Here is a 25,657-nt window from a genome sequence, read left to right as displayed (position 1 = left end):
GGCTTGGCCGCCCTGGCCCGAAGGGGCAGAAATGGCCTAGCGATGTGGAGCAGTGCAGCGAAGCTGCAGACCAAAGCGCTTTAGCGCTGCAGGGCCGAGCGAATAGCGAGCTGCGAAACGTAGCGCCTGCCGTAGGCAGGAGGCCCCAAAACAGCAGCGAGCTGCGGAACGACAACAAGGCCTTTAGGCCGCAGTTCGACGACCAAAGGGAGTAACCGCCTGCCGTAGGCAGGAGGCCCAAAAAAACAATCCATTTACAATCAAGTAATAAAATCCATGATGAAGAAGTCGATTTGGACATTAGGTAGCCTCGTTTTGGCTGGGGCGCTTAACTTAGCGAGTTGTGCAGAGGCGGGCTCGAATGCGGGCACTGCAGAAGTAGTGAAAAATGCCGTGGATACGGTCAAGCAAGATAGTGTGGCGGCTGTGGCAGAGCCTGAGGTGGAAGCTGTAGAGGAAAAAGTAGCGGTGGACCGAAAATATGATGATGTTGCCCGAATTTTGGCGGGAATGAGCATTGATGAGGCCTCTGAATTTTATGCAGTTACGCAGGGAGAGGCCTGGAAAGCCTACGCTAAAAAGGCGGATCAAGGTTGGGCTTCGGCCGATGCTAAGCGTTTTGATGAGTTGCGGACTTGGGCTGGAACGGAGTTGGCGGGCTTGAATGAAATGAAAGGGGATTTATTCTACCCTTTTTCTGGGCCAGATATTTATTATGGCTATCAGTTTTTCCCTTCAGCTAAAAATTATCATCTTTTTGCTTTGGAGCCAGCGGGGAATTTGACCTTTATGAAATCGGATGATGTGAACTGGATGAACTACTGTAATTCGGTGCAAAATACGATTGCGGACTTTATTCGCGGTGGGTTTTTCCATACCAAGCACATGAAAGTAGATATGGCCAGAACAGGCGTGTTGCCTACACTTTTGGTCTTTTTGGTTCGTTCGGGCAACAAGATTGTCAATGTGCGCCCCGTGGCCATTCAGGCAGATGGTAGCGTAGCTGTTTTGGAGGGGAGTAATGACTTTTCTTCGGTGCGGGTAGACTTTTTAGATGCCAAAACCCAAGAACAAAAGACCCTCTTTTATCATTCTTCTGATGTATCGGATGCGGGCTTGGAAAAACGTCCAGAATTGTACAAGCATTTGGAAACTGTAGCGGCCAACCGCACATTTACTAAATCGGCTAGTTACTTGATGCATCGCCCAACCTTTACCAAAGTTAGAGAATTGATTTTGGCTAAGGCCAAGGCTGTTTTTCAGGATGACACGGCCATTCCCTACCACTATTATAATAGCAGCGAATGGGATTTTACTTTTTATGGTCAGTATACCAGTCCAATTCCACTATTTAAAGTGCGTTATCAGTCGGAGCTTAGAGAGGTGTATAAGACCCAAAAAATTAAGGATTTGCCTTTCTCTTTGGGGTATCACTCTACTCGAGAGCACGATAATATGATGATTGCCAAACGAAAAAACTAGAAAGATGTCAGTTGCAGTAATTACGGGCGCTACCAAGGGAATTGGGCGCGCTTTGGCCCTTCAGGGGGCCAAAAAAGGCTTTGATTTGGCCCTTTGCTCTAGAACTTTGGCTGATTTAGAAGCCTTTAAAGCGGAGCTTTTGGCGATCAATGCCGAAATTAAGGTCTTTATTCAGGCCGTTGATATGTCTAAAAAGGAAGAGGTAAAAGCTTTTGGGGCAGCAATTCTCCAAGAGTTTGAGCAACTCGATCTTTTGGTCAATAATGCGGGTGTATTTATTCCTTGTCCCTTGACGGAGGCTGGACATGAGCAGAGTTTTGAGCTTATGATGGATACCAATCTCTATAGCGCGTATTATTTGACACAGGCGTTATTGCCCAAGATGCAAGCCCAGAAATCGGGACATATCTTTAATATTTGTTCAATAGCTAGCTTTATGCCTTATGGTGCTTATGCCGTTTCTAAGCATGCTATGTTGGGCTTTTCTAGAGTCTTGCGCGAAGAGGTGAAAGCGCAAGGGATTCGCGTAACGGCTGTAATGCCTGGGGCAACTTATACCGCTTCATGGGATGGCACAGCGTTACCCAAAGAACGCTTTATGAAGGCCGAAGATATTGCCCAATCTGTTTGGGATTGCTATGGCTTGAGTCCACAAACTGTGGTGGAAGAAATTATTCTAAGACCGCAGCTAGGAGATATTTAAAGAGAAAAGCGCTTGCAGTAAAACTGCAAGCGCTTTCTTTTTTAGCGGTTTCGCTTAGTTGTTTCGGAGTCTTCGCAAAAGGTCCATGGTTTCTTCGGCTTCTGCCAATTCGCCAGCATCTTGAGCGGCTAAAATAGCATCAACGGCTAGTTCTAAGGCTTCTTTATCGCGGCCCAGTTTGGCCAGTAAATGCGCTTTAGTATCCAAATTATACCAATTTCGATTGATATTGATTGAGGCTTCGGCCCAATTTAGCGCTTTGTTAAGATCTGAGCGGCTAGACTTGGTCTCGTAGTATTCCCAAGCTTTTGAGTTTAGGTCTTCCCAGTTATCATTCACTACGGTTTGCCCCTGATTACGCGTGTTATTGGTTTGTACATAAGGCTTGGCCAAATCAATAAGTCCTTCTGCATCGCGAGCGCCTTCTACCTTTTTGAGCAGTTGGCCCTCAGGCGAAAAAATGAGCAAGGTGGGGTAGGCTCGAATGCTTTGCTGGCTAGCAAAAGTAGGGCCTTCGCCTTTTTCCATATCAAATTTGTAATTGATAAAGGCCGCATTGTAAAGCTCTCCCACTGAGGCATCGGTAAAACTATTGGCCGACATCCATTTGCAGGGCCCACACCAAACGGCATAAGCATCCACAAAAATGGGCTTGTTTTGGGCTTTGGCCTTGGCTTTGACATCGGCCCATTTTCCAGATTCAAACTGAATGCCTTGGGCAAAAAGGCTGCTCACTGTCAATAGACAGAAGCTAAGACTGAAAATAAATTGTTTCATAGCGGTTGTGGTTTGATGCGTAATCCTTAATACCGTCTTTTATTCAAGGTTAGGGCCAAAAGGAAGTGGTTTTATTGTTTTTCGGGGCCTCCGCAGCAAAGCTGCGGCGCTGCGTTTCAGGGCTCGCAGGTCTGCTCGGCCCTTCGCCAGCAAGCTGGCTCGGTCTGGCCTAGCGGCCACCCTTTCACATCGCTAGGCCGCTCAACGGTCTTTTTTCTTTTGATGTTCTTCTTCGGCAGTGAATTTTATGAGGAGGGTTACCGTAAAAAGGCCCGAAGGGCCGCCGGCTGAGCTGCCCGGCGGGTGGCGCGTAGCGCCAGACCAAAGCCGCCCTAGGCGGCTGCAGGGCCGAGCAGAACTGCGAGCCGCGGAGGGAGCGACCCGCCCGCAGGGCGGGGCAGCCCCAAAAAGAAAAAATAATCATTATTTAGTAGCCTGCAGCGCTATCGTTGCCCCTTTGGTCGGCTGCGCCCTGCCATGTTCCATTGGGTAAGCGAATAATGGCATCCACTCGGCCAATAGGCTCCCGCAACTTAAATTGGTGGCCCATCTTTTTGAGTTGTTCTTGCTCGCTTTCTGGAATAGCTCCCTCTTCAATATAAATTTGATCGGGCAGCCACTGATGATGAAAACGGGGGGATTGAACGGCGGTCTGCAAATCTTGATCAAACTCAATGACATTGAGCAGGACCTGAAAAACAGAGGTGATAATGGTGGAGCCGCCAGGGCTGCCCAAAACCATAAATAACGCTCCATTTTTATCGACAATAGTTGGTGTCATCGAGCTCAACATCCGTTTTTTGGGGGCAATGGCATTGGCCTGGCTACCCAAAAGGCCAAACATATTGGGGTGGCCTGGCTTGGCGCTAAAGTCATCCATTTCATTGTTTAGGAAAAATCCAGCTCCTTGGACCATTAGTTTGCTGCCATAATTGCCATTGATGGTGGTGGTAATTGCAACCGCATTGCCCGCCTCATCCACAATAGAATAATGGGTGGTTTCCTCTGCGATCTTTTTGGGCACTCCAGCCTGAATTTTCTCGCTTGGACTGGCTTTTTGGTAGGAAAATGATTGCATTCTATTTTTGGCATAAGCCTTATCGGTCAAGGCCTCAATAGGGACGGGATAAAAGTCGGAATCGCCCAAATGTTTGGCTCTATCGCTATACACTCGGCGTTCGGCCTCCACCATTAAATGAACAGCTCTAGTTGATTGAAAGCCCATTTGCTTTAGGGGATAATCCTCTACCATCTGGAGCAGCTGGGCTAAGGCGATGCCACCACTAGAAGGGGGGGGCATACTATAAACCGTATAGTTATTTTTATACTTAAATTGGATGGGCGTTCGCCATTTGGGTTGGTAGTTTTCTAGGTCTTGGGCCTGAATCAAGCCCCCAGCAGCCTGCATTTCGGCCAAGAAAAGGGCTGCTGTTTCTCCCTTATAAAAGCCATCTCGTCCTTCTTTTTGGATGCGTTTTAGCGTTTGGGCCAATTCTTTTTGAATAATGCGATCGCCTGCTGACCAAAGTTCTTTTTTCATAAAAGGCGTTTGGAAGCGATTAACTTTTTTCATTTCGGGCAGTTTCTCATTGAGGCGGGCTGCCGCGGAACTAGATAAGGTATAGCCTTTTTCTGCTACTTCAATTGCTGGGGTAATGAGTTTTGCCCAAGGAAGTTGTCCATATTTTTGATGAGCCTCAAAGAGTCCCGCAACCGAGCCTGGGACCCCCACTGCCCAGGCGCCCAAGCGGCTGAGGCTGTCATTGGCTTGGCCCAAGCTATCTAAATACATATCTTGATGGGCTAGGGCAGGGGCTGTTTCTCTAAAATCTAGGCTTTGGGCAGGGCCTTGAGCTGGGCGAAAAATCATAAATCCACCACCACCAATATTGCCTGCCTCGGGATAAACCACAGCCAGCATAAAATGAACGGCCACAGCGGCATCTATTGCATTTCCTCCTGATTTTAGGACTTTTTTGCCCGCCAGAGAAGCTAGCGGGTGGGCTGAAACAAGCATAGCCTTTTCGCCATCTAGACTTTTATATTCTTGATAGTTGTTTTGACAAGACAAGAGGAGCCAGCAGCAAAAAAAGAAAGAAAGGTAGCGCATTGGATTTAAGGTTTTAGGGGCAAAAGAACGCGGCCATTCCATAAATAGTCAGTACTGCTTTGCTCATCGTATTGCGGTTGTCCTGAGGCATCATCATATTCCCCTGACTCATTCTTAAAAATGAGGAGGTTGGCGCTTTTTTGATGCGCTTTAGGATAAACAAAATACTGATGCTGAAAAACGGGTAAGTCAGAACCACTATAAAGAGGGGGCAAGGCATAAAGTCGCTGCTTTTGAAGGAAAACGGTTTGGATTCCATTAGTCCCACCACAATAGCCATCGCTAAAAGAAAGCTCAATGATTTGCTCTAGTTGCTCTACTCCTCGGTTATCGTCTAAGCGAAGCGCTAAGCCTGTTTGTAGGTTCCCCATGGCTTTTACGGCCAAATGTTGTATTTCTTTATTGTTTTGGACCAACCGAAGTCCTAGCCAAAATTGACGGTTTTCTATTTGTCCTTGCTTAACCACTTCCAAGCGCTCATAACCATAAAGTAATTGGCTGCCATCATTGAGTTGTTCTTGCCCCAAAGCTAGTAAGCCTCCCCAAACAAAGGCTTTTTGCCCTTTATAAAGGACAAAATACCAAGGGGCTGCAATCCCTTTAAGGCTAAGCGTTTTTTCTGATTTACTAATAATTTGGACGGAGCTACCAATAGGCGCTTTTTGCAAAACTTTAGCCTGCAAACTGGGTTTTTGGCGCAGATTGACCTTGTCGGCCATCAGTATATAGCTTTGGCCAGGCAAAAAATTATAATAAATAGAGGGCGTATTTTGGGCCGACAAAGGAGAAAGTAAACCCAAAATAAATAGGAGTGAGAGTAAGCGTATCATCGGCTGTAAGTTTGTTTAAAACAAGATACGCTTTTTTCTAAGCTTCATAAATGCCGTTTGCTTAGCTAGAGACACAAAAAAGGGCAGATAACCTATAGAAGATTATTGCCGTTTTTTGATTGGAGTAGAGAATGGGGATTTCTCAAGCAAAAAAAAGGGGAAGGGAGGGATTACAGAGCGTTGATAAAGATCGTATCAAAAAATGTCAAAGGGAAGGGAGTTTGTTTATTGTTGTAATAATAGTGGTTCCAGAGGAGGCATTAAGGTGTGTACGGATCTTTATCTAGGTAAAAATTGTTTGGTTTATACGACCTTAATGTAGTTTTAAGCCAAATTGTGAACTTCAAAAAGAAAAAAAATTTAATTTTTTTCAAAAACTTGACTTTTGCTCATGAAAAGGAGGCTTAGTAAGGTTTCTATAACAAAATTTTAGCCAAAAAAAGCCCCAACAGGGATGTTGAGGCTTTTAACAATCAATAGAAGGGCAATTTTATCGCTGAACGATATCTGCACGTAAAGTTTCTAGTAAAGCAACCAAATCGTTAATGAGCTCGGTATCAGTTACTCCATTCTGCCCAAGCGCCGTTCCCACATCTGCAATAAAAGCATCATAGGCAGCATTATCTGCCGCCATGCCCATGCGGTTATACTGGGCTGGATCATGCGCTGTAACCATGTCCCGACCACTATAAGTAAAGTTTTCGGCTCCTGTAGCGACCGCCATGAAATTGGTCAAACTAGCACTAAGTGCTGTTACTCCAGATAGATCTCCATTGCCCACTTCAGCAAGCAATACTTGAAAATAAGGAGCCATTAAGGTGTCTGCCGCAATAACAAAAATCGCCGAATCAACCACCGAGCGAAGGGTCAAATAACCCTGCTCAATCATCTGATTGGAGTTGTTGGGGTCACTAACCATCGTAATTCCACCAACACGCTCATATAGCGTGGGCTCATCATTATTGTTGTCGTCGGTATCATCTTTTTTACATGCGCCTAGCAATAAGCCTAAGGCAAGTACACTAAAGAAAAAACCATTCAAATACTTTGTCATAACTTAAGGATTAAACAGTGAAAAATAACTTGCCATTAGGGGACTGACAATTGTAGTTTAGTTGTAATTTTTTGGGGCCCGCGGCCAGCTAGGCTTCGCCTAGGTCGGCCGCCGCTATGCTTCGCGGCTCGCTGTTCTGCTCGGCCCTGCGCGGGCTTTGCCCGCTGGGTCTGGCCTGCGGCCACCGCTGCGCAGCGCTGGGCCAAGGACCTTCTAGAAGAAAGACTGGATAAACGCCCCCAAACGATAACTCAATGAGCTTTTATCCAATACCGGACAACCACTGGCCAATTGCTCCTGATTCACCACATACATTTTTGGCCGATTGGGCAAATCTTCAATTTTGGCAAATACAGCCTTGGGATTTACTTCTCCCGGACGATAGCCATAGACTAGGCTGCCATGCGCTTTGTTCAAGAAGGTATGCCGAACAGCTTCCGTTTTTCGGACGATTCCTTCCGCTAACTGAAGCAAACTATCATTTCGAGGACCTTCAAAATCAATTCTAGATAGCTGCATCGGGTTGCTATTGTGATACTTCATATTTGATGGCCCCATCACCATATAGATGTGAATAACCAAAACAACAAAAAGAAGCAAAAAGACCGCTAGACTACTCCAGCCAATTCTAATTATCCATTTTATCATAAAGTGGGCGTTTTGTTTTGATTACGGCCCTAAACCGATTCTGGATTTTTAGTTTTTTTATTTTAAGCCAAAAAAAAGTCGCTATAACAATTTGTGTTATAGCGACTTAATTAGATTGTTTTTTGCCATCTACTCCTTTGCAGAGGTCCAAAAACACTCTAAAGCAAATGTGTCCAAGATCCCTGTATGCCTACTTCTTGCTCGTTCTCCTTGAGAAAATCAAGATACATTTGGCGGGGGTAGAGGCGAGCACCTAGGCTCGACAAATGCTCGGTGTACATCTGGCAATCAATCCATTGGAAGCCGAGTTGGCCTAGCAGCGGGACCAAGGTCAAGTAGGCCGCTTTAGAGGCATTAGAGACCTTGGCAAACATAGATTCACCAGAAAAATTCCAGCCGACGGCCACACCATAGAGTCCACCCACCAGCTGGCCATCTTGCCAAGCTTCAACCGAGTGGGCATGTCCTGCTTTATGCAGGTTAATATAAGCTTCCTGCATTTCTTCGGTTAGCCAAGCGCCAGATTCTTCTCCTTCTAGAGGTTCTTGCCCAGGACGTGGAATAGAGGCGCAATTTCTAATAACCTCCTCAAAAGCCGTATCTAAAGTGATCTTAAACTCTGCTCGGGCCAAGATTTTTCGCATAGATTTACTAATCTTAACCTCTTCAGGCCGCATGAGCATTCTGGGGTCTGGCGACCACCACATAAGGGGTTGATTAGCGCTACTCCAAGGAAAAATACCCTGGCGATAGGCAGAAAGCAGGCGGGCTGTTGTGAGCTGGCCACCCAAGGCAACAATTCCATCCCAAGCTTCTTCAATAGGGGGAAATTGGTCAATATCATTATTTGCAATAAAGTTGAACATAGGCGTTCTGTTCAGATAAGATCATAAAAAAAGGGGCAAAGCCCCTCGTTCATTGGATGTCTGTCCAACTTAGGTTAGTAGGTTGTCTGTTTTAGCCTTCTAGAACAGCAGAGAGACCGCGCTCTAATAGGGCTTCTTTCATGGGCTTGAGTTTGGCCTTTGTACCTGTTTTTACAACAGCCTTGCCTGTAAAATGAATCATATAGCTCAATTGTTCGGCCTGAATGCTAGTATGGCCGCAAACTTTAATGAAAGACTCAATTACCCAATCAAAGGTGTTGTGGTCATCATTGTAGACCAAGAGCTTCATTTCATCTTTTAGCGGGTCCATTAAAAGGACCTCATCTTCTTCGTATTGTTCTTTTCTTTGCGAAAAAACAGCTGGCTCCTTCCACATAGCGTAGTATATTTTTAAATTTGGCTAAATTTTGACCTAAGTCAAATATACGTATATTAAACTAATATGTCTAATTTTTTCACCATTAAAAATGGGTGGAAAAAAATTAAAGCACTACAAAACAGCGAATTATGTTGGATTTCCCACCCAAGAACATACAAACTTACTGCGAGCAGCATTCCGAGGCTTTCCCTGCTGAGATCCTCAAAGAGATTGAGCGTTATACGCATTTGCATGTTTTGATGCCTCAGATGATTTCGGGCCAGGTGCAGGGACATTTTTTGGCCCTATTGAGTAAATTATTGGCGCCAAAAAAGATTTTGGAAGTAGGGACCTTCACTGGCTATTCAGCAATTTGTTTGGCCCAAGGCCTACAGCCTGGCGGTCGCTTACTGACCTTAGACATTAATGAGGAGTTGGAGGATGCCGTGAACGGTTTTTTTAAGAAGGCCGGCTTGGAGCAAAAGATCGAATTGCGCATTGGTGCGGCCCTCGATATTATTCCTGAGCTTAGCGAAGATTGGGATTTGGCCTTTATTGATGCCGATAAAATGAATTACGATAATTACTATGAGCTCATTTTGCCCAAAATGCGCCCAGGTGGTTGCATATTAATTGATAATGTGCTTTGGAGTGGTAAGGTGGCTGAGCCTGAACTCAAGGGCAAGAAAACTATCGCTATTGATGCGTTGAATAAAAAAATCATGCAAGACCCTCGGGTAGAGCGAGTGCTTTTGCCTTTTCGCGATGGTATGCTGATGATTCGGAAAAAATAGAGGGTGAGTTGAGGCCTCGACAGGGAGTTGCTAGACGAGTATTCCTAGATAGCAACTCCCTGTTTTTATTCGGGCTGTTCTTCTTCTAGTCATTAATTTAATTCTCATATATGCTGGCCCAACTTTTAGAGCGATTGCGCTCTTTTTCTTTTTTTGAGGTGTTTAAACACAGTAGTATCTACTTTATAGGCACTTTATTAACTCAAGGATTAGGAGTCCTTTCTTTGCCTGTATTCACCTATTTTATGAATGAGGCAGAATATGGGGTAGCAAGTGTTTTTATCTCTTATGTGAGTATTATTTCTGTTGTTCTCTCTTTCAATTTGCACATTTCAATTAGCCGAAGTTTTTATGAGAAAGATATAGAAATTAAACGCTTTGTTAGCACTGTATTTAATGTAACGGCGCTGATCAATTTTCTTTTAGGGGGATTGGTTTATATCTTTCGAGAACCTATTGCGACTTATATTAACCTACCTGCGGAAACAATTATTTATTTATTGCTAACGGGCTACTTTGCGGTTTTGTACCACATCTTTTTCCAATTAAAAAGAGAGGAACAAAAAAGCATTGAAATTAGTATTGTAAATGTGGCTTGGCAATATAGTAAGTTTGGTCTTGCTTGCTTGGGCTTGTACGCTTTGCGAAACACGGGCGAGGTCTATATGGGCAAAATTATAGGGGAAATGCTGGCCGGAGCCTTCTTTGCCTTTATCTTCATTTGGCGCATTTGGCCCTTCATTAAAGAACTGAGAATTGATTTTTCCGATCTGCGCTATGCCTTAATTTACGGCTTGCCACTGATCCCTTATTCTATTGGTGGCTTTTTGCTCAATTCATTCGATCAATGGCTTATTAATAGCCAGTTGGGCAATGCCGATGCAGGTCTGTATAGTTTTGCCTACAAAATCGGAATGCTCTTGCTGGGCCTCATTACCGCCCTGCAAAATGCCGCTAATCCCGCTTATCATAAAATAATGAATGAGCAGCAATATGAGCAATTGGGCCCACAGGTTTACAGTATTCATAAATTGAGTTTGTTGGGGGGCGTATTCCTCTTACTCTTTGCCGTCGATTTGGCTAGTTTGCTCCTCAGCTTTAGCAAAAATAATTTTCAGCAGTCCCTCTATATTGTGCCTATTATCGTTTTGGGCTATATCTTTTACAGTATGTCGCTGCTCTACAACCGCTATATTCAATACCAAAAGGTTAATATTTATTTGACGGTTATTCTACTAGCTTCTGCTTTGGTCAACTTGGTCCTCAATCTCTATTTTATCCCCAGACAAGGTTATCAAGCTGCAGCCTATACCACCCTAGGCTCTTATGTGATTATGTTTTTGTTGAGCTGGCTGGTCTGCGACTACTGGCTGAAAGCACCCCGCCTCCCCCTAGCCAAAATGCTGTTGAGCTTGCTGCCCGTTTTGGGCATTACAGTTTTGTATTATAGCTTGGGCTGGGACCAAAAAGCCCTAGAGTTAGGGACCATTTTTCCCAAATTACTTTGCTTCGCCCTTTTTGGCGCTCTGCTTTTTGGAAAATCTATTCAACGAATGCTACAGAAAGGAAGCTAATGGATGCTGCTGTTTTGGGGCCTCCGCCTCGCTTCGCTCGTCGGCGCTACGCTTTGGGGCTCGCAGGTCTGCTCGGCCCTTCGGCGGCTTTGCCGCCTTGGTCTGGCCCTGCGGGCCACCCCGCCGCATCGCTAGGCCGTTTACTGTAGGTTGAAACCTACAGCAAGGATGGTATTGCTTCGCAATGTTTTTATAGAATGCGGGTTAAAACCCGCATGGATTGAAATCTTTTGGCCTTTTATCTTTCTCACTTAGTTAATCAATCCTCTTCTCGCTATGGGCTGAAGGTTTTAACCTTCAGCCCATTTTATTGGGTCTAGTATGGCCTCCCTTCTTGCTGTGGGTTGAAACCCAGAGAGCTATATAATAGCGTGATTTCGGAGCCCAACCCCAAACAATTCAAAGGGAAAGCTATTCGGGATTTGTAAAATAGCATTTGTAAAGTTGAGAAAGGACTGTTGGGACTGTTCAGGATTTTATGTATCTGAATAAAATTTGGGTCTTTTAATTTTATGAGGGTTTTAATCCTCATTCATACATTATTGCGCAGCAATACCTTATTATAAAAGGCCAATAATCCCCTAGGGGCAGGAAAGGGCAGACACAAAATTTTAAATAGTCCCTACAGGCCCATATAGCAGGCGGCGAAGCCGCCATGGCCGAAGGCCAAACGGCAAAGGCTAAATAGAAGTCCTGCCACTTCTATCCTTTGATTTAATTTTTTGCTATTCATCCTTATTTTTCTCAGCCATAGCTACAGCTATGCCTTTAAAAAATGCCTCGACTAGCCTAAAATTTTTATCAAAGTATGGCCAAAGCGCAGAACTCCTATTTGGCCTAGCGATGTGCAGCAGTGGCCCAAAGGGCCAGACCAAGGCGGCAAAGCCGCCGCAGGGCCGAGCGAATAGCGAGCTGCGCAACGTAGCGCCTGCCGCAGGCAGGAGGCCCCAAAACAAAAGCAAGCAGCAAGGGAGGGAAAGCCCATATTGCATAAAATCTAGTTTAGTCAGTCTGCAAAAAATGTTTATTTTTGCCCAAACTAGTTGGGTCTGAAAGCAAAGGCCCTCAGCCGCCCTTAGTCAGGGCTAACAAACTAAACTTTATGATTAACCATTTAAGAGATTGGGTATTTAAGAATGTGCATGGGGGGAGCCTTGTGTATAACATTTGTTGGGAAGATCCCCGCTGCGACCGTGAATTGATGCAAATTGAGCCAGATAGCGAGATTGTGATGATTACGAGTGCTGGTTGCAATGCCCTAGATTATCTGTTGGATGACCCCAAGGCCATTCATTGTATTGATTTAAATTCTCGGCAGAATGCCTTATTAGAATTTAAGAAGAGCTTATTTAAGCATAGTTCTTATGATGAGCTTTACGATTATTTTGGGGATGGGAAGCACTCTCGGGCCCAGGAAGTGTACAAGCAGCAATTGCGTCAGCATTTGCCGACTTATGCGCAGGAGTTTTGGGATCAGAAGATGAGTTATTTTGAGGGCAAGGGGCCTAAGAAGAGCTTTTATTATAGAGGGTCTTCGGGGACATTAGCTTGGTTATTTGTGCGATATATGCAGATGCGTCCGAGTTTGCACTCCAAGGTATTGAAGTTGATGAAGGCGGATAGTTTGGAAGAGCAGGAGCAATACTTTGATCAGGTAGAGCGCAAGTTATTTAACAAGGCGGTACGCTGGACCATTAGCCGACATTTTTCATTGGCTTTGGCGGGGGTACCTAGAGCGCAGCGTCGATTGATTACTGAAGAATATCCTGGTGGGGTGAGTAGTTTTGTGGTAGATGCGGTACGGCATGTATTTACGGAATTGGACATCAAGGAAAACTACTTTTGGCAGGTCTATGTAAATGGACATTATACCAAAGATTGTTGTCCTAGTTATTTGCGAGAGGAGAACTATTTGTCATTGCGAGAGCGGGCGGATCAGATCCACACGCATACGACTAGTTTTGCGCAGTTTCTCAAGGACAATCCGGGCAAGTACAGTCATTATGTATTATTGGATCATCAGGATTGGTTGGCGGCGCATGATGTGCCAGCCTTAGAGGAAGAGTGGCAGTGTATTTTGGCGAATAGTCGTCCGGGCACTAAAATTTTGATGCGTTCTGCGGCCATGCGCATTGATTTCTTTCCTGATTTTGTGAAGGAGAAAGTTAGTTGGGTCTCATCGGAGGATGAGCTCAAGGAAAGTCATTTTCAGGATCGGGTAGGGACTTATGGCAGTGTTTATTTAGGGACAGTGAAATAAGTTTGGACCGCATTAAAAATCAGAGCATGGGAACAGCACATAAAGACTCGAGAGAGCAGGCGAGTAGTATGGATCAGTACTACAAATTTCAGTCAAAGATTTATGATCTAACGCGTTGGAGTTTTCTCTTTGGGCGGGTAGAGGTCATCAAAGACATTCCTTTGGAGCGCAATGCGCCGATAAAGATCTTAGAAGTAGGATGTGGGACGGGTTTCAATACGAAGATATTGGCCGAGACCTTTCCTGCGGCGGAGATCAAGGCCTATGAGGTATCTACGGATATGGTAGATATTGCCAGTAAGAAAGTGGCGCCATTTGGTCAGCGGGTGCAGGTAGTGCATGAGCCTTATGGTCAGGATGCGGAGGGGCAAAATGGGCAGTATGATGCTATTTTGTTTTCTTATTCTTTGACGATGATCAACCCACAGTGGGAAGATTTATTGAAGCAGGCCAAGAAAGACCTCAAAGTAGGGGGATATATTGCTGTAGTTGATTTTCACGACAGCAAGCAAGGCTGGTTCAAGAGTCATATGGGAAATCACCATGTGCGGATGGACGGGCATTTGCGTCCTTTTTTGCGAGATAATTTTGAGCCTATAGTGAATAAAGTGCGTTCGGCTTACATGGGGGTATGGGAGTACATTAGTTTTGTAGGCAAGAAGCAGTAATCTCCAATTTTCCCCTATGGCAGAGAAAAGAGAAATAGACATCTTGGTCCTTTCGGATGTGCATTTGGGTACGCAGGGCTCAGAGGCTAAGGCCTTATTGCAGTATTTGCAGAGTTTGGTGCCTAAAATGCTCATCTTGAATGGGGACATTATAGATATTTGGCAATTTAGGAAGGGATTTTTTCCGCAGGCGCATTGGGCGGTATTGCGGCATTTCATGAATTTGGCGGAGGCTGGGGTGCCAGTCTATTATTTGACGGGCAACCATGATGACAGTTTGCGTCGGTTAACGCCTTTTCGGTTAGGGAATATCTATTTACAGGATAAGTTACTTTTGGAGTTAGATGGAAAAAGGGCTTGGTTCTTTCATGGAGATGCTTATGATCCATCTGTTCATAAGGGGCGCTTTTGGGCCAAAATAGGGGGACAGTTTTATGATTGGAGTATTATGTTGAATCGGGGGCTCAACCGTTTGTTAAAGCCATTTGGGATACCCCCTAGTCAGTTTTCTAAGCGATTAAAGGCTTCGGTTAAGGCTGCCGTTCAGAAAATGAATGATTTTGAGCAGAAGGCAATAGAGCTGGGGATAGAAAAGGGGTATGACTATGTAGTTTGTGGGCATGTACATCGGCCGCAGCATCGGGAGATTGTGACAGCTGCAGGGCAGATTACTTACTTAAACTCAGGAGATTGGATGGAACATCGTTCAGCGCTGGAGTATGTCGATAAAGCTTGGCAATTATATCATTATAATGCAGAGGAATATGAGGAGCCAGCTTGTTTGGAGGGGGTAGAAAATCGCTTAGAAGATCTACTTCGGAACATTCAGGATGGAACTAGTGACAGCTTTTATCGACTTTAGCTAAAAGGTTTTGGGGGCTTTTGGTATATTAGTTGAAACTATGGCTACTGAACTCCTACTTATTAAATGAATTCATTTAAAAAATGGCTATTTTTGGGCGTTGTTTTAGATGAGTTTGATGACTTTTTCACTGAAGTGACAGAATTTAATGAATAAGCCAATATGAAACAACTACTTATTTTTTGTTTGACAATATTATTTGTCCCGCAGCTACTTTCTGCTCAGATTCCTGAGGTGGCCAAAAAGAAATTTACCTATGTCGAGGATCGGGATTACCTATATGATCATGATTTGCGGGGGAATACGATTATTCCCTATCGGGCAAAGTTGCGGGGTGCGCATTATGATAGCCCATTAGATCATGGTCAGGCTGTTTTTGAGATAACAGGGACCAAGGTAACGATTAGTGAGAAGCTACGATTTTCTACAGCGGGTATTGATGCCGCACCCAATAAAGAGCCAGTGACTATGCATATTCACAAGACAGAGTCGAAGGCCTTTGGTTTTGTGATGACCTTGATTGATTTGCGTAATCCAGAGATACAGGGGTTTATACAGTTTCATTGTGATCGAGGGCGCTTGGTAAAGTTACATTATCAGGAAGAGCCAACTAGTTCGGAGCATATTTATTACATTGCGCCTACGCCTGATTATCAGCTGGAGCGGGACCGCTTGTATTTCTCTCAGTTGGGCGACATTAGTTTGGTCGATGAGGAGCAGTTGTATAAGCAGAAGGTCGTTCCCTTTTCTACTCTGGAGTTGAAGTACGACCATTTAGCGTTTAAACGAATTTATGCTAAAGACTTGGTGAGTATAGAGTTTGAGGAGGTTATTATTCCAAAGGGGAAGCGCCGAAAGAAGCGGGAGTTGTATATTAAAATCAACGATAGCCGCAACAGAGAAAACCCCAAGCAAGTTTTTGTGATTAAGAAGAATAAGCGATCTCGTTTTTTTGATCCAATTAAGGGGAAGGAAGTGCCTGCTCATGTGCTTCGAGTAGAAAATGATTTGACCTCAAAGGAATCTGAAATATTCTTGGTAGAGGGGTCGAACCAAACCTTGAAATATATTGTAATTGGTAATGTGCGCTATTTATTGCGCTCTAAATAAGTAAATTATGCCTTTGGCCTTTGGCTGAAGGCTTTTTTTATGGTTGGTGGTAAACATATTAAAACAACCTAGATTGCATTCATTGAAATCTGTTATGGATTTCATTTAAAACTTCCTCCTATTATGGAACTCGTTAGTGATGTAAAACTTTTTTCTGGGCAAAATTCTCGTTATCTAGCAGAGCGGATTGTGGACTACTATGGTCAGCCTTTGGGAGATATGAGTATTGAGCGATTTTCGGATGGAGAATTTCAGGCCAACATCAAGGAATCGGTTCGTGGTGCTTATGTCTTCTTTATTCAGTCTACTTTTGCGCCTACTGAAAACCTGATGGAGCTGCTTCTGATGATTGATGCCGCCAAGCGAGCTTCGGCCGGTTATATTACAGCAGTGATTCCTTATTTTGGCTTTGCTCGTCAAGATCGAAAAGATAAGCCGAGGGTGGCGATTGGGGCAAAGTTAGTGGCTAACTTACTGATGGCAGCTGGGGCAAATCGAATCATGACCATGGATTTGCATGCAGATCAAATACAGGGATTTTTTGATATTCCTGTAGATCACTTGAAGAGTGAAGGCATTTTCTTTGAGTATTTAGAGGATTTGGATACATCTAATCTTATTTTCGCTTCTCCAGATGTGGGGAGCACAAAACGGGCGAGGGTATATGCGCAGCATTTTGATTGCGGCTTAGTGATTTGTGATAAATACCGTAAAAAGGCTAATGAAATTGCGGAGATGACGGTGATTGGAGATGTAGAGGGAAAGGATGTCATCTTAGTCGATGATATTATCGATACCGCAGGCACCCTCTGCACGGCAGCGCAGGCCTTGGTTGATAAGGGGGCGCGATCGGTGCGGGCCGTTTGTACGCATGCGGTACTTTCAGGTCCAGCTTATGAGCGGGTAGAGAAGTCTGTTTTGACCGAGTTGGTCGTTTCTGATACGATTCCTTTGAAAGAGAAGAGCGAGAAGATTAAGGTCGTCTCTACGGCCAAGTTATTTTCTAGGGCAATAAGAAACACCCATGAGCATCGGTCGATCTCGGCACTTTTTGTAGAGAAGCGAAAATCTAGTTATAGTAAATAAGTGAAAGGGCCTCTGAGAAGGGGCCCTTTTTTTGGGGCCCGCGGCCGAAATGGCCGCCGCTATGTTGCGGGGCTCGCAGTTCTGCTCGGCCCTGCAGGCAGGCAAAGCCTGCCTTTGGTCTGGCCCTTCGGGCCACCCGCTCCGCAGCGCTGGGCCTGCGGCGGCTTCGCCGCCTGTAGGACGCAAAAATGGTATTCGTCGCTGCGCTCCTCATCTATTGATATTTCCCCGCCCACCCACCCCTCTACGGGATTCCTTAAGGAATCCCTCGGGGAGTTTGGGCCAATAAAAAAGGCTCTTGATCTCCACCTAACGAGCGCTACAACAACAACAAGCTCTCCTAACCACTGGATTTTTACTAGCTAGGTCAGAGCATTAAAAAAAACAAAAAAGCGGATAGAACCTTCTGAAGGTCAGGGATTCTTTTTTTATTGGGAGGCAGTAAATGAATTAATGGAATGAATCGATCGTCTATTATTGGTATCGTTGGGGTAATGAGTATTGCCTTGTTAGGGATTTTTGGGGTACAAGTGTATTCCATTCAGCGAGCCATTATGCTCAATGCCGAGCTTTTTGACAATAATATACATGCTGCCTTAGAGCATGTCGTCTCCAAGTTGGAGCAGGCGGATATTAAGCGGATGGCCGAGATGTATGACCTCCCTAAGTTGTCGGAAGGGCAAGATTTGGGAAGGGACCTGCGTACCTTGGCAGAGGTGGAGGCAATTCATACTTCTTTATTGTATCAGGACACCAGTAATCAGGCCGTATCCGTGGATACCTTTGAAGTAGAGGGGGTAGGGCGATTACAGACGGTTTTTTTTAGCCGGGAGAAGAAGAGTCGGACCTGGAAAAAAGGGGGGGGGCAAGCATTTATGACACAGTTTAAGACTTACTTTACGCATCATAGTTTGGTCCGGAACATTCCTATAGCGGATCGTCTAGATTGGTCCAAGTTAAATCGTTTGATAGAGATCGAGTTGAGTAAGAAGGGCGTCGAGGGGCCTTATGCCTATGGAGTATATGATGTGCGGGCAGATAGTTTTTTACGATTGAATCCTATTTGTAAGAAGGCCGAGCAAAAAGCTTATTTGAAGAAAGAGGATTTTAAGTATATGGCGAGTTTGTATCCTTCATTGGAGGAGGAGACCGCCCGGATTTATATAGATTTTCCGTATAAGCAGTACCACATCTGGCAGAGTTTATTGGCAAATATCATATTGACAATATTCTTTACAGGAATCGTGAGTTTTATTTTTTACTATACGATACATATTATTCTCAAGCAGAAGAAGTTATCGGAGATGAAGAGCGACTTTTTGAGTAATATGACGCATGAGTTTAAGACGCCTATAGCGACGATATCTTTGGCGACTGATGCAGTGCGGAATTTTGTGAAGATGGGTAAGGTAGAGAAGGCCGAACGGTTTATACATATTATCAAGGAGGAAAATGAGCGAATGAACTCTCAGGTGGGAAAGGTATTGCAGATGGCAAGGATAGACAAGAAGGAGTTTTCGTTGAATATGGAGATCATTGATGCGCATCAGATCATGCGAGATGCAGCCGAAAAGATCATGTTGCAATTGGCGCAGAAGGATGGGATCGTGGAGCTAGATTTGCAGGCTAGTCAATCAGAACTAGAGGCGGATGAGACACATTTTACAAATGTTATACACAACTTATTGGATAATGCCAACAAGTATTCTCCAGAGAAACCGCATATTATTCTGCATAGTCGGGATGCTTCTGGAGGGATAAAGGTTACGGTAGAGGATCATGGTTTAGGTATTTCCAAGGAGGCACGTCGACATATTTTTGATAAGTTTTATCGGGTGCCCACAGGGGATATCCATGACATAAAGGGCTTTGGTTTGGGGCTTAGTTATGTTAAGGCTATTGTGACAGCGCATGCTGGGCATATTGAGGTAAAAAGTGAAGAAGGTAAGGGGAGTAGATTTACGCTTTTTTTCCCTTATAAACATCAGGAAGATTAAAGCGGCCAAATGTTAAAATTTGGTACATTTTATGCAAACGTTCAAGCAATCTGTGGAGAACCATAACCCTAAAAAAAGAGACTTTATGAGTGAAAATAATAAAATATTACTAGTAGAGGATGACCGCAATTTTGGCGATGTACTATCTTCTTATCTAGAGATGAATGATTTTGATGTAGTATTGGCTACAGATGGCGAGCAAGGGCTGGAGCAGTTTAAGGCTGGGCAGTATGACCTTTGTATTTTTGATGTCATGATGCCTAAAAAAGATGGGCTTTCTTTGGCAAAGGATGTTCGTCAGTTGGATCAAGAAATTCCGATTATCTTTTTGACGGCCAAGACTATGAAAGAGGATGTCATTAAGGGATTTAAGGCTGGGGCTGATGATTATATTTCTAAACCATTTACTTCAGAGGAGTTATTGTATCGGATTCAGGCCGTGCTCAAGCGGAGTCAGCGGACGGATCAGAAGGATCGTTCGGCTAAGGAGTTTGAGTTTGGTCGCTTTCATTTTGATTATCCTTTGCGTATTTTGACTTTTACGGCAGAGGATGGCAGTAGTTCGGAGGACAAATTGTCACCTAAAGAGGCGGAGCTATTGAAAATGTTTTGTGTGTATGTAAATGATGTTTTGCCTCGTTCTGTAGCCCTTAAAGAGATTTGGGGAGAAGACAATTACTTTACAGCTCGTTCTATGGATGTATTTGTGACTAAGTTGCGTAAATATTTGAAGCCAGATGAGAACATTGAGATTGTAAATATTCATGGTAATGGATTTCAGTTGCGTGTACAGGCGCAAGAAAAAGCCTAGTATTAGGTTGTTATAATGAACGTATAGAAAAGCCCTGCTCCCCCAGCAGGGCTTTTTTGATTGTATATTTTTAGATGAAAAGTATGTAAAGCCAGCATTTGTGACTTCTGTTTCGTTTCTTTATTAGGCCCATATTTTTTTAGACCTAATTGATGTTTATTATGAAAACGAAATCCATTATTGCGTTAAGTTGTTTGCTTGTCTTTTTGTTGGCCTCTTGTAGTAGTCCTTATAAAAAGCGTCGTCGTTGTAGAGGGAATGGAAGTTGGTATGGCAAGCGAAATTTGTCTATGACTCCAGAGAAAGAGGAGAGTAAGAGTTTAAAGTTGAGTGATTATCAGCTAGTGCTGGTAGAAGATGAAATAGGGGAGTAAAAGAGAGATTATTAAGAAAAACAGCTATTCAGTAATTAGTACTGAACAGAAATAAAGTATTGTTTTTATACAGCCCTAACTGAATCTAGTTAGGGCTGTTTTTTTGGGGGCCTGTCGCCTTCAGCTGCCGGGTCCTTTCGGGGCTCGCTGTTACTTGCTTCGCTGTGTCGGCTCCCGTTGGTCGGGTCGCTTGGTCCTGAGCGGGCTTTGCCCGAGAGGTCTGGTCTTCGGCCACCTCTACAGGCCCCTAGGCCAGCTTCGCTGGCAGCTCAGCTACAAGCCGCTAAAGCGGCTTCAAGCTTCGCCGGCTCGCGCCAAGCGCGCCCGGCCGGCTCTGGCCCCGCTTGATCACTAATGTTCCCTTTTGAGATTTTGCAGAAGCTTTCTGTTTCCTCCGCTTTGTGCTGCTCTGGAAGGCGGGGCTTCGCCTGGGGGCTGGGCTCCTTTGGCCCTGGAGGCCAAAGCGCCCAGCATTTCGTTCGTCGCTCTGCTCCTCACCCTCATCATATCAGCCTGCGGCTGATCAATTGGCCCAAACTCCCCAAGGGATTCCTTAAGGAATCCCGCAGAGGGGAGGGTGGGCGGGGACATATTAGCAAATGAGGAGCGCAGCGACGAATACCACTTTCACAGCAGAAATTAAAGAGCATCGGAGCGAGAAAGTCCCAAATAGCCCTTATTTTAGGCCAAAAGCTATCTGGCCTAGCGCTGTGGAGGGGTGGCCCGAAGGGCCAGACCAAAGGCAGGCTTTGCCTGCCTGCAGGGCCGAGCAGAACTGCGAGCCCCGCAACATAGCGCCGCAGCTTTGCTGCGGAGGCCCCAAAAAACAACAAAATGAAATACAGCAACCGACTCCAACAAGAAAGCAGCCCCTATTTGCAGCAACACGCCCACAATCCCGTAGACTGGTATCCCTGGGGCAAAGAAGCCCTAGCCAAAGCCAAGGCCGAAAACAAAATGATCCTAGTCAGCATCGGCTATTCTACCTGTCATTGGTGTCATGTAATGGAAAGAGAATCTTTTGAAGACCCTAGGGTAGGGGAGTTCATGAACCAGCATTTTGTCAATATCAAAGTGGACCGAGAAGAGCGGCCCGATTTGGACCATATATACATGGAAGCCGTTCAATTAGTGACCGGCGGACAAGGCGGCTGGCCCCTCAACTGCTTTTTGCTGCCCAATGGCCGCCCCTTCTTTGGCGGCACCTACTTTCCCCCTCGCCGAATGCAAAACCGAAACTCTTGGATGGAAGTGCTCAGCAACCTGAGTAAGGTTTGGAAAGAACAACCACAAAGCATCATCGAACAGGCCGATAAACTCTACAACTTCTTAGAAAAAGGAGAGCAAAAAATGACTGAAGGCATTGATTTTGGCCAAAATGGCGAATCGCCTTTTAAGCCCGAAGACTGGGCCCATTGTTTGGAGCAGCTAGCCGATAATTTTGATGAGCAAGCAGGTGGTTTTGGGCATTCGCCCAAGTTCCCCTCTGTAATGTCGCTGCGCTACCTCTTAAATAGCTATCATTATGAAAAGGACCAAAAATCAATGCAGCATCTACAGTTTTCTTTGGATGCTATGATTTATGGAGGAATTTATGACCAACTGGGAGCTGGTTTCGCTCGCTATACCGTAGATCGCTATTGGAAAATTCCGCATTTTGAAAAAATGCTCTATGATAATGCCTTGCTCATTGGCTTATTGGCAGATACTTATAAACTGACCAAAAAGCCGCTTTATGCAGAGACTATAGCTGAAAGCTGGAACTGGTTGCAAAGAGAAATGCAAAGCCCTGAAGGGACCTATTACTCGGCCCTAGATGCCGATTCGGAAGGAGTGGAAGGAAAGTTTTATGTTTGGGAATGGGAAGAGCTAAAAAGCAGCCTAGCCAATTGGCCACAGCCTTGGAAGCAAATCTTTTTGGACTTTTATGATGCTTCCCCCGCAGGAAACTGGGAGGGCAAAAACATTTTGCGCCGTCCACAAAGTTTGGCTGGTTTTGCCCAAAGTAGAGGGCTCGATCCCGAAGAATTGAGTCTAGAATTAAGCAAAATTAAGGAACATCTATTGGCCCTTAGGGCAAAGCGCATTCGTCCTGGCCGTGATGAAAAGATTATCCTCTCTTGGAATGCCCTTTTGGCCACAGCCTTACTAAAAGCCTTTCAGGCTATTCGATTAGCAGAATATAAAAAGGCTGCTTTTTGCATTTTGGAGCAAATAGAAAAGCGCCTGCAAAATGAAAAAGGGCAATTATTACATAGTTACGCAGGAGACCGCATTGCTCCTCAGCTAGCCTTTTCCGATGACTATGCCTTTTTGATAGAGGCCCATCTTTTGGCCTATGAAGTCAGTTTTGATGAGGGCCATTTAGAGCGGGCTGATCAATTGATGCAAGCCTGTATAGCAGACTATTCAGCAGAGGCGGGACTCTTTTACTACAGTTCTGCCCAACAGACTGACATTTTGTACCGCAAAAAAGATCTCTATGATAGCGCCACACCTTCAGGGAATTCTAGCCTAATGCATAATTTAGAACAACTCGGTATCTTACTCGATAAGGCAGAATATCGAGAACGAGCGGCTCAAATGGCCGCAAGTATGCGCAAAAGTATTCGGAAGTATCCACAGTCTTTTGGACGTTGGGCCAATTTTTTATTTAAGATTTTATACCCGACCAAAGAAGTTGCGATAGTTGGCCCAGAGTTTGCTAATTGGGCGGCGGAAATGCAAAGTCGCTTTGGCCCAGAATTGGTCTATGCCGCTACGCTAAAGCAATCTTCCCTACCTCTACTTTTGGGCAGAGAACAAACAAATGAAAACAGCAAAATATTCATCTGTGAAAACTACACCTGCCAATTACCAGTAGAAAGCTGGGAAGAAGCTTGGACTAAGATCAAAAATAAATAAACTAAAGACCTGTTTTTTACCCAAAAAATAGTGGTCTAACTAGTTAATAACTAGCGTTTTTTGAATGATTGTTAAAAAAATGTAAAAAAAACGGAAAAGACTTGCTTTTATGGGGTGAAGGCCCCTACATTTGCACTGTAATTCATGGCGCTCTTAAGAATTTTAAAAAGAGGAGGACGAGCCCTCTTTAAGAGCAATCCAGATATTTACTAATGCAGTTGGATATTTTCCCTAATATTCAATTGTTCATTTTTAAACCTTAATTTTCATTATGAAAAAACTGACGATTTTTTTGATGGCGGTTTTGTTCGCAGCTGTAGCTAACGCTCAGGTAGAACAAGTAACCAGCAAGAATGGTCTAGACGTAATGCCCGAAGCAGGCCAGTTTGCTATTGGCTTTGATGCTGCCCCCTTCTTGGGTTATGTCGGTGACTTCTTCAACAACACAAGCAACAACAACCTGTCTGCTACTTATGTAGACAACAACTCTGGCTTGCAGTTGTACGGTAAGTATTTCCTTTCGGAAAGCCAAGCTATCCGTGGTCGCCTTCGCCTAAACCAAAACACTGTTCAACAAGTAAACCGCGTAATGATGGACGGTCAAAATCAGACCAACATCGAGGTAGAAGATGAGCAGGTGTCTAACACTTTCACTGTAGAATTGGGTGGTGGTCTAGAATGGCGCCGCAGCAAAGGCCGTATCGTAGGTGTTTACGGTGCTGAAGCGAATATCGGTATGAGCACTTCTGGTTACACTCGTACTTATGGTAACGAAATCACTGTAGATAATCAAAACCCTACTACTACAACTAACTTTAACTCAGGTAATAGCAGCCGTGCGACTAGCCGTGAAGTTTCTGCAAGAGGTGCTAACAGCTTCTCTATTGGAGCTCGTGGTTTTGCTGGTGTTGAGTACTTCGTTGCTCCCCAAATCTCTTTGGGTGCTGAGTTTTACCTAGGTATTGCTTACACAGGCACTAACCGTTCACAGGTAGTTTCAGAAGAATTTAACCCTGCTACTCAGGAGGTTGTTGAAATTACTGATGTAAACGCTGGTACTTTGACTAACTTCGGTATCAACACTGCCAACTACGGAGGATCTATCAACTTGATGTTCCACTTCTAATCTGAACTTCTGTTCATTTTATATTTTCCCTTTTATATTCTTATTTTAATAATTACCACTTAATTATATAAGCTATGAAAAATCTAGCAGTTGTAACTTTCATCTTGGCTGTATTTGCCTTCTCTATCACTTCTTGTAAAAAAGTTGATGATCCTCAAGCAGTAACTGTAATGGAAAATGCAGGTGAGGCTACTATTTCTGGTATCGTTTATGCTGATTTGAATGATACTCTTCCTAACTCAATTGAATATGCTCCTGCAGGAACACAGCTTCTTGTTCGCGTTGATCCCAATCAATTTCCTGAAGTTTCTGTTTTGAACAGCGCTTCTACTGACTACATGTATGTTCCAGCTGAAGTAGGAGCAAATGGTACTTACTCTGTGAAAGTAAAAGCACCTAAAAATGGTGGTACTGTACGCATTTATCCCCCAGAGTTCCGTGCTAACTACATCGACGGTGCTGGCGATACTGAAAGCGCTGAGTTCTACTATAACGGAACTTACCTAACTGTATCAGTTTTTGAAGGAGCTACTGTAATCCAAGACTTCAGCTACGATCGTCGCTAAGCCGACCTTCTTTCAAAAGAAGCGAATTAGCTAAAATATAAAGCCCGTTCAGTACACTGAGCGGGCTTTTTCTGTTTTAAATTGGCCAAAATAATTACTGCTCTTCCTCTCTAGGCAGCAAACGCGCCAACAAATCTCTACGCGCTTGCAATTGAGCACTAGCAATGGCCACCTTCTCTTTCAGCTCCCGATATTGCTGATGAAGGGCCTGATGCTGGGCCAATAAAGCATCATAATCCGCCTTGGGCACTCGCTCCAAATTCGCCATTCGCTCTTCTTCCTTCCATTTCAAAAAAGTCTTTCGACTAATCCGATACTTTTGGCAAATCTCATTCAAACTAAGACCAGCTTCCCGCTCAGCCAAAGCTTGCATTTTTTGTTCTCTAAAAAATTGGGTCATCTCATTGCTATTTTTCTGTCTGCAACAAAGCTAAGAACTTAGCAACAATTCTCTGTTTTTTTCTTTTTTGGGGCTGCCCCGCCCTGCGGGCGGGTCGGGCTGTGTCGGGGCTCGCAGGTCTGCTCGGCCCTGCGCAAAATTTCGCTATGCTCATTTTGCTGGGTCTGCGGCTTCGCCGCCCCCCTTTCCATCCCTCAGCCGAGTCGCTGCGCTCCTTTTTAACTGCTAGCTTAAATTGTATTGAGGCCAAAAACAACCTAGACGATTATAGATCGC

General features: G+C 44.5%; 23 protein-coding genes. 15 read left to right on the top strand and 8 right to left on the bottom strand.

Annotated features, from left to right (window positions below):
- The first annotated feature begins 276 nt into the window (after window positions 1-276).
- Together PPO43_RS05680 and PPO43_RS05675 are read left to right on the top strand one after the other, a co-directional pair.
- The gene (locus tag PPO43_RS05680) at window positions 277-1,482 is read left to right on the top strand and encodes a hypothetical protein (protein ID WP_272620845.1); all 1,206 of its coding nucleotides are present in this window, start codon (window positions 277-279) and stop codon (window positions 1,480-1,482) included.
- Between the two features lie 4 nt (window positions 1,483-1,486).
- On the top strand, window positions 1,487-2,185 hold the full coding sequence (locus PPO43_RS05675; RefSeq protein ID WP_272620844.1) for an SDR family oxidoreductase: 699 nt from the start codon (window positions 1,487-1,489) through the stop codon (window positions 2,183-2,185).
- A gap of 54 nt (window positions 2,186-2,239) precedes the next feature.
- On the opposite strand, the gene PPO43_RS05670 is transcribed toward PPO43_RS05675, so the two are convergent.
- From PPO43_RS05670 to PPO43_RS05640, 7 genes are all read right to left on the bottom strand, one after another.
- Window positions 2,240-2,962: a thioredoxin family protein gene (locus PPO43_RS05670; RefSeq protein ID WP_272620843.1), complete on the bottom strand. Its 723-nt coding sequence runs from the start codon at window positions 2,960-2,962 to the stop codon at window positions 2,240-2,242.
- Window positions 2,963-3,389: 427 nt separating this feature from the next.
- Window positions 3,390-5,072 carry a gamma-glutamyltransferase gene (ggt, locus tag PPO43_RS05665; protein WP_272620842.1) on the bottom strand — a complete coding sequence of 561 codons (1,683 nt, stop codon included), beginning with the start codon at window positions 5,070-5,072 and terminating at the stop codon, window positions 3,390-3,392.
- Window positions 5,073-5,077: 5 nt separating this feature from the next.
- Complete coding sequence (locus tag PPO43_RS05660; protein WP_272620841.1) at window positions 5,078-5,902, bottom strand: SH3 domain-containing protein; 825 nt, start codon at window positions 5,900-5,902, stop codon at window positions 5,078-5,080.
- 490 nt (window positions 5,903-6,392) lie between these two features.
- Complete coding sequence (locus PPO43_RS05655) at window positions 6,393-6,956, bottom strand: group 1 truncated hemoglobin (protein WP_272620840.1); 564 nt, start codon at window positions 6,954-6,956, stop codon at window positions 6,393-6,395.
- A gap of 213 nt (window positions 6,957-7,169) precedes the next feature.
- Complete coding sequence (locus PPO43_RS05650; RefSeq protein ID WP_272620838.1) at window positions 7,170-7,604, bottom strand: hypothetical protein; 435 nt, start codon at window positions 7,602-7,604, stop codon at window positions 7,170-7,172.
- A gap of 158 nt (window positions 7,605-7,762) precedes the next feature.
- Window positions 7,763-8,470: a leucyl/phenylalanyl-tRNA--protein transferase gene (gene aat / locus PPO43_RS05645; RefSeq protein ID WP_272620837.1), complete on the bottom strand. Its 708-nt coding sequence runs from the start codon at window positions 8,468-8,470 to the stop codon at window positions 7,763-7,765.
- 91 nt (window positions 8,471-8,561) lie between these two features.
- Window positions 8,562-8,867, bottom strand: a complete 306-nt coding sequence (locus PPO43_RS05640) for an ATP-dependent Clp protease adaptor ClpS (protein WP_272620836.1) — start codon at window positions 8,865-8,867, stop codon at window positions 8,562-8,564.
- A 131-nt stretch (window positions 8,868-8,998) separates the two neighbouring features.
- Here PPO43_RS05640 and PPO43_RS05635 point away from each other — a divergent pair, with 131 nt between their 5' ends.
- The 13 genes from PPO43_RS05635 (at window position 8,999) to PPO43_RS05575 (ending at window position 24,981) form a co-directional block, all read left to right on the top strand.
- Window positions 8,999-9,643, top strand: a complete 645-nt coding sequence (locus PPO43_RS05635) for an O-methyltransferase (RefSeq protein ID WP_272620835.1) — start codon at window positions 8,999-9,001, stop codon at window positions 9,641-9,643.
- A 110-nt stretch (window positions 9,644-9,753) separates the two neighbouring features.
- Complete coding sequence (locus PPO43_RS05630) at window positions 9,754-11,217, top strand: lipopolysaccharide biosynthesis protein (RefSeq protein WP_272620834.1); 1,464 nt, start codon at window positions 9,754-9,756, stop codon at window positions 11,215-11,217.
- A gap of 1,102 nt (window positions 11,218-12,319) precedes the next feature.
- On the top strand, window positions 12,320-13,477 hold the full coding sequence (locus PPO43_RS05625) for a DUF3419 family protein (protein ID WP_272620833.1): 1,158 nt from the start codon (window positions 12,320-12,322) through the stop codon (window positions 13,475-13,477).
- 26 nt (window positions 13,478-13,503) lie between these two features.
- Window positions 13,504-14,145, top strand: a complete 642-nt coding sequence (locus PPO43_RS05620; protein ID WP_272620832.1) for a class I SAM-dependent methyltransferase — start codon at window positions 13,504-13,506, stop codon at window positions 14,143-14,145.
- 16 nt (window positions 14,146-14,161) lie between these two features.
- Complete coding sequence (locus tag PPO43_RS05615) at window positions 14,162-15,007, top strand: UDP-2,3-diacylglucosamine diphosphatase (RefSeq protein ID WP_272620831.1); 846 nt, start codon at window positions 14,162-14,164, stop codon at window positions 15,005-15,007.
- A 162-nt stretch (window positions 15,008-15,169) separates the two neighbouring features.
- Window positions 15,170-16,117, top strand: coding sequence for a hypothetical protein (locus PPO43_RS05610; RefSeq protein WP_272620830.1), 948 nt, complete (start codon window positions 15,170-15,172; stop codon window positions 16,115-16,117).
- Between the two features lie 123 nt (window positions 16,118-16,240).
- Window positions 16,241-17,203: a ribose-phosphate pyrophosphokinase gene (locus PPO43_RS05605; RefSeq protein ID WP_272620829.1), complete on the top strand. Its 963-nt coding sequence runs from the start codon at window positions 16,241-16,243 to the stop codon at window positions 17,201-17,203.
- A gap of 458 nt (window positions 17,204-17,661) precedes the next feature.
- Entirely contained in the window at window positions 17,662-19,200 is a 1,539-nt protein-coding gene (locus PPO43_RS05600; protein WP_272620828.1) for a sensor histidine kinase, read from the top strand.
- Between the two features lie 85 nt (window positions 19,201-19,285).
- Complete coding sequence (locus tag PPO43_RS05595; protein ID WP_336298918.1) at window positions 19,286-20,011, top strand: response regulator transcription factor; 726 nt, start codon at window positions 19,286-19,288, stop codon at window positions 20,009-20,011.
- A gap of 161 nt (window positions 20,012-20,172) precedes the next feature.
- Window positions 20,173-20,385, top strand: coding sequence for a hypothetical protein (locus tag PPO43_RS05590; protein ID WP_272620826.1), 213 nt, complete (start codon window positions 20,173-20,175; stop codon window positions 20,383-20,385).
- Between the two features lie 834 nt (window positions 20,386-21,219).
- Window positions 21,220-23,289, top strand: a complete 2,070-nt coding sequence (locus PPO43_RS05585) for a thioredoxin domain-containing protein (protein WP_272620825.1) — start codon at window positions 21,220-21,222, stop codon at window positions 23,287-23,289.
- Window positions 23,290-23,560: 271 nt separating this feature from the next.
- The gene (locus tag PPO43_RS05580) at window positions 23,561-24,415 is read left to right on the top strand and encodes a hypothetical protein (RefSeq protein ID WP_272620824.1); all 855 of its coding nucleotides are present in this window, start codon (window positions 23,561-23,563) and stop codon (window positions 24,413-24,415) included.
- A 74-nt stretch (window positions 24,416-24,489) separates the two neighbouring features.
- A complete protein-coding gene (locus PPO43_RS05575) occupies window positions 24,490-24,981 on the top strand; it encodes a hypothetical protein (RefSeq protein ID WP_272620823.1) in 492 nt (163 codons plus the stop codon).
- A 94-nt stretch (window positions 24,982-25,075) separates the two neighbouring features.
- On the opposite strand, the gene PPO43_RS05570 is transcribed toward PPO43_RS05575, so the two are convergent.
- Window positions 25,076-25,381, bottom strand: a complete 306-nt coding sequence (locus PPO43_RS05570) for a transposase (RefSeq protein ID WP_272620822.1) — start codon at window positions 25,379-25,381, stop codon at window positions 25,076-25,078.
- Window positions 25,382-25,657: the final 276 nt, after the last annotated feature.

This window comes from Saprospira sp. CCB-QB6, assembly GCF_028464065.1.
GTDB lineage: Bacteria > Bacteroidota > Bacteroidia > Chitinophagales > Saprospiraceae > Saprospira.
Note: the sequence above shows the minus strand (reverse complement) of the source record. Positions and strands in the feature narration are given on the sequence as shown.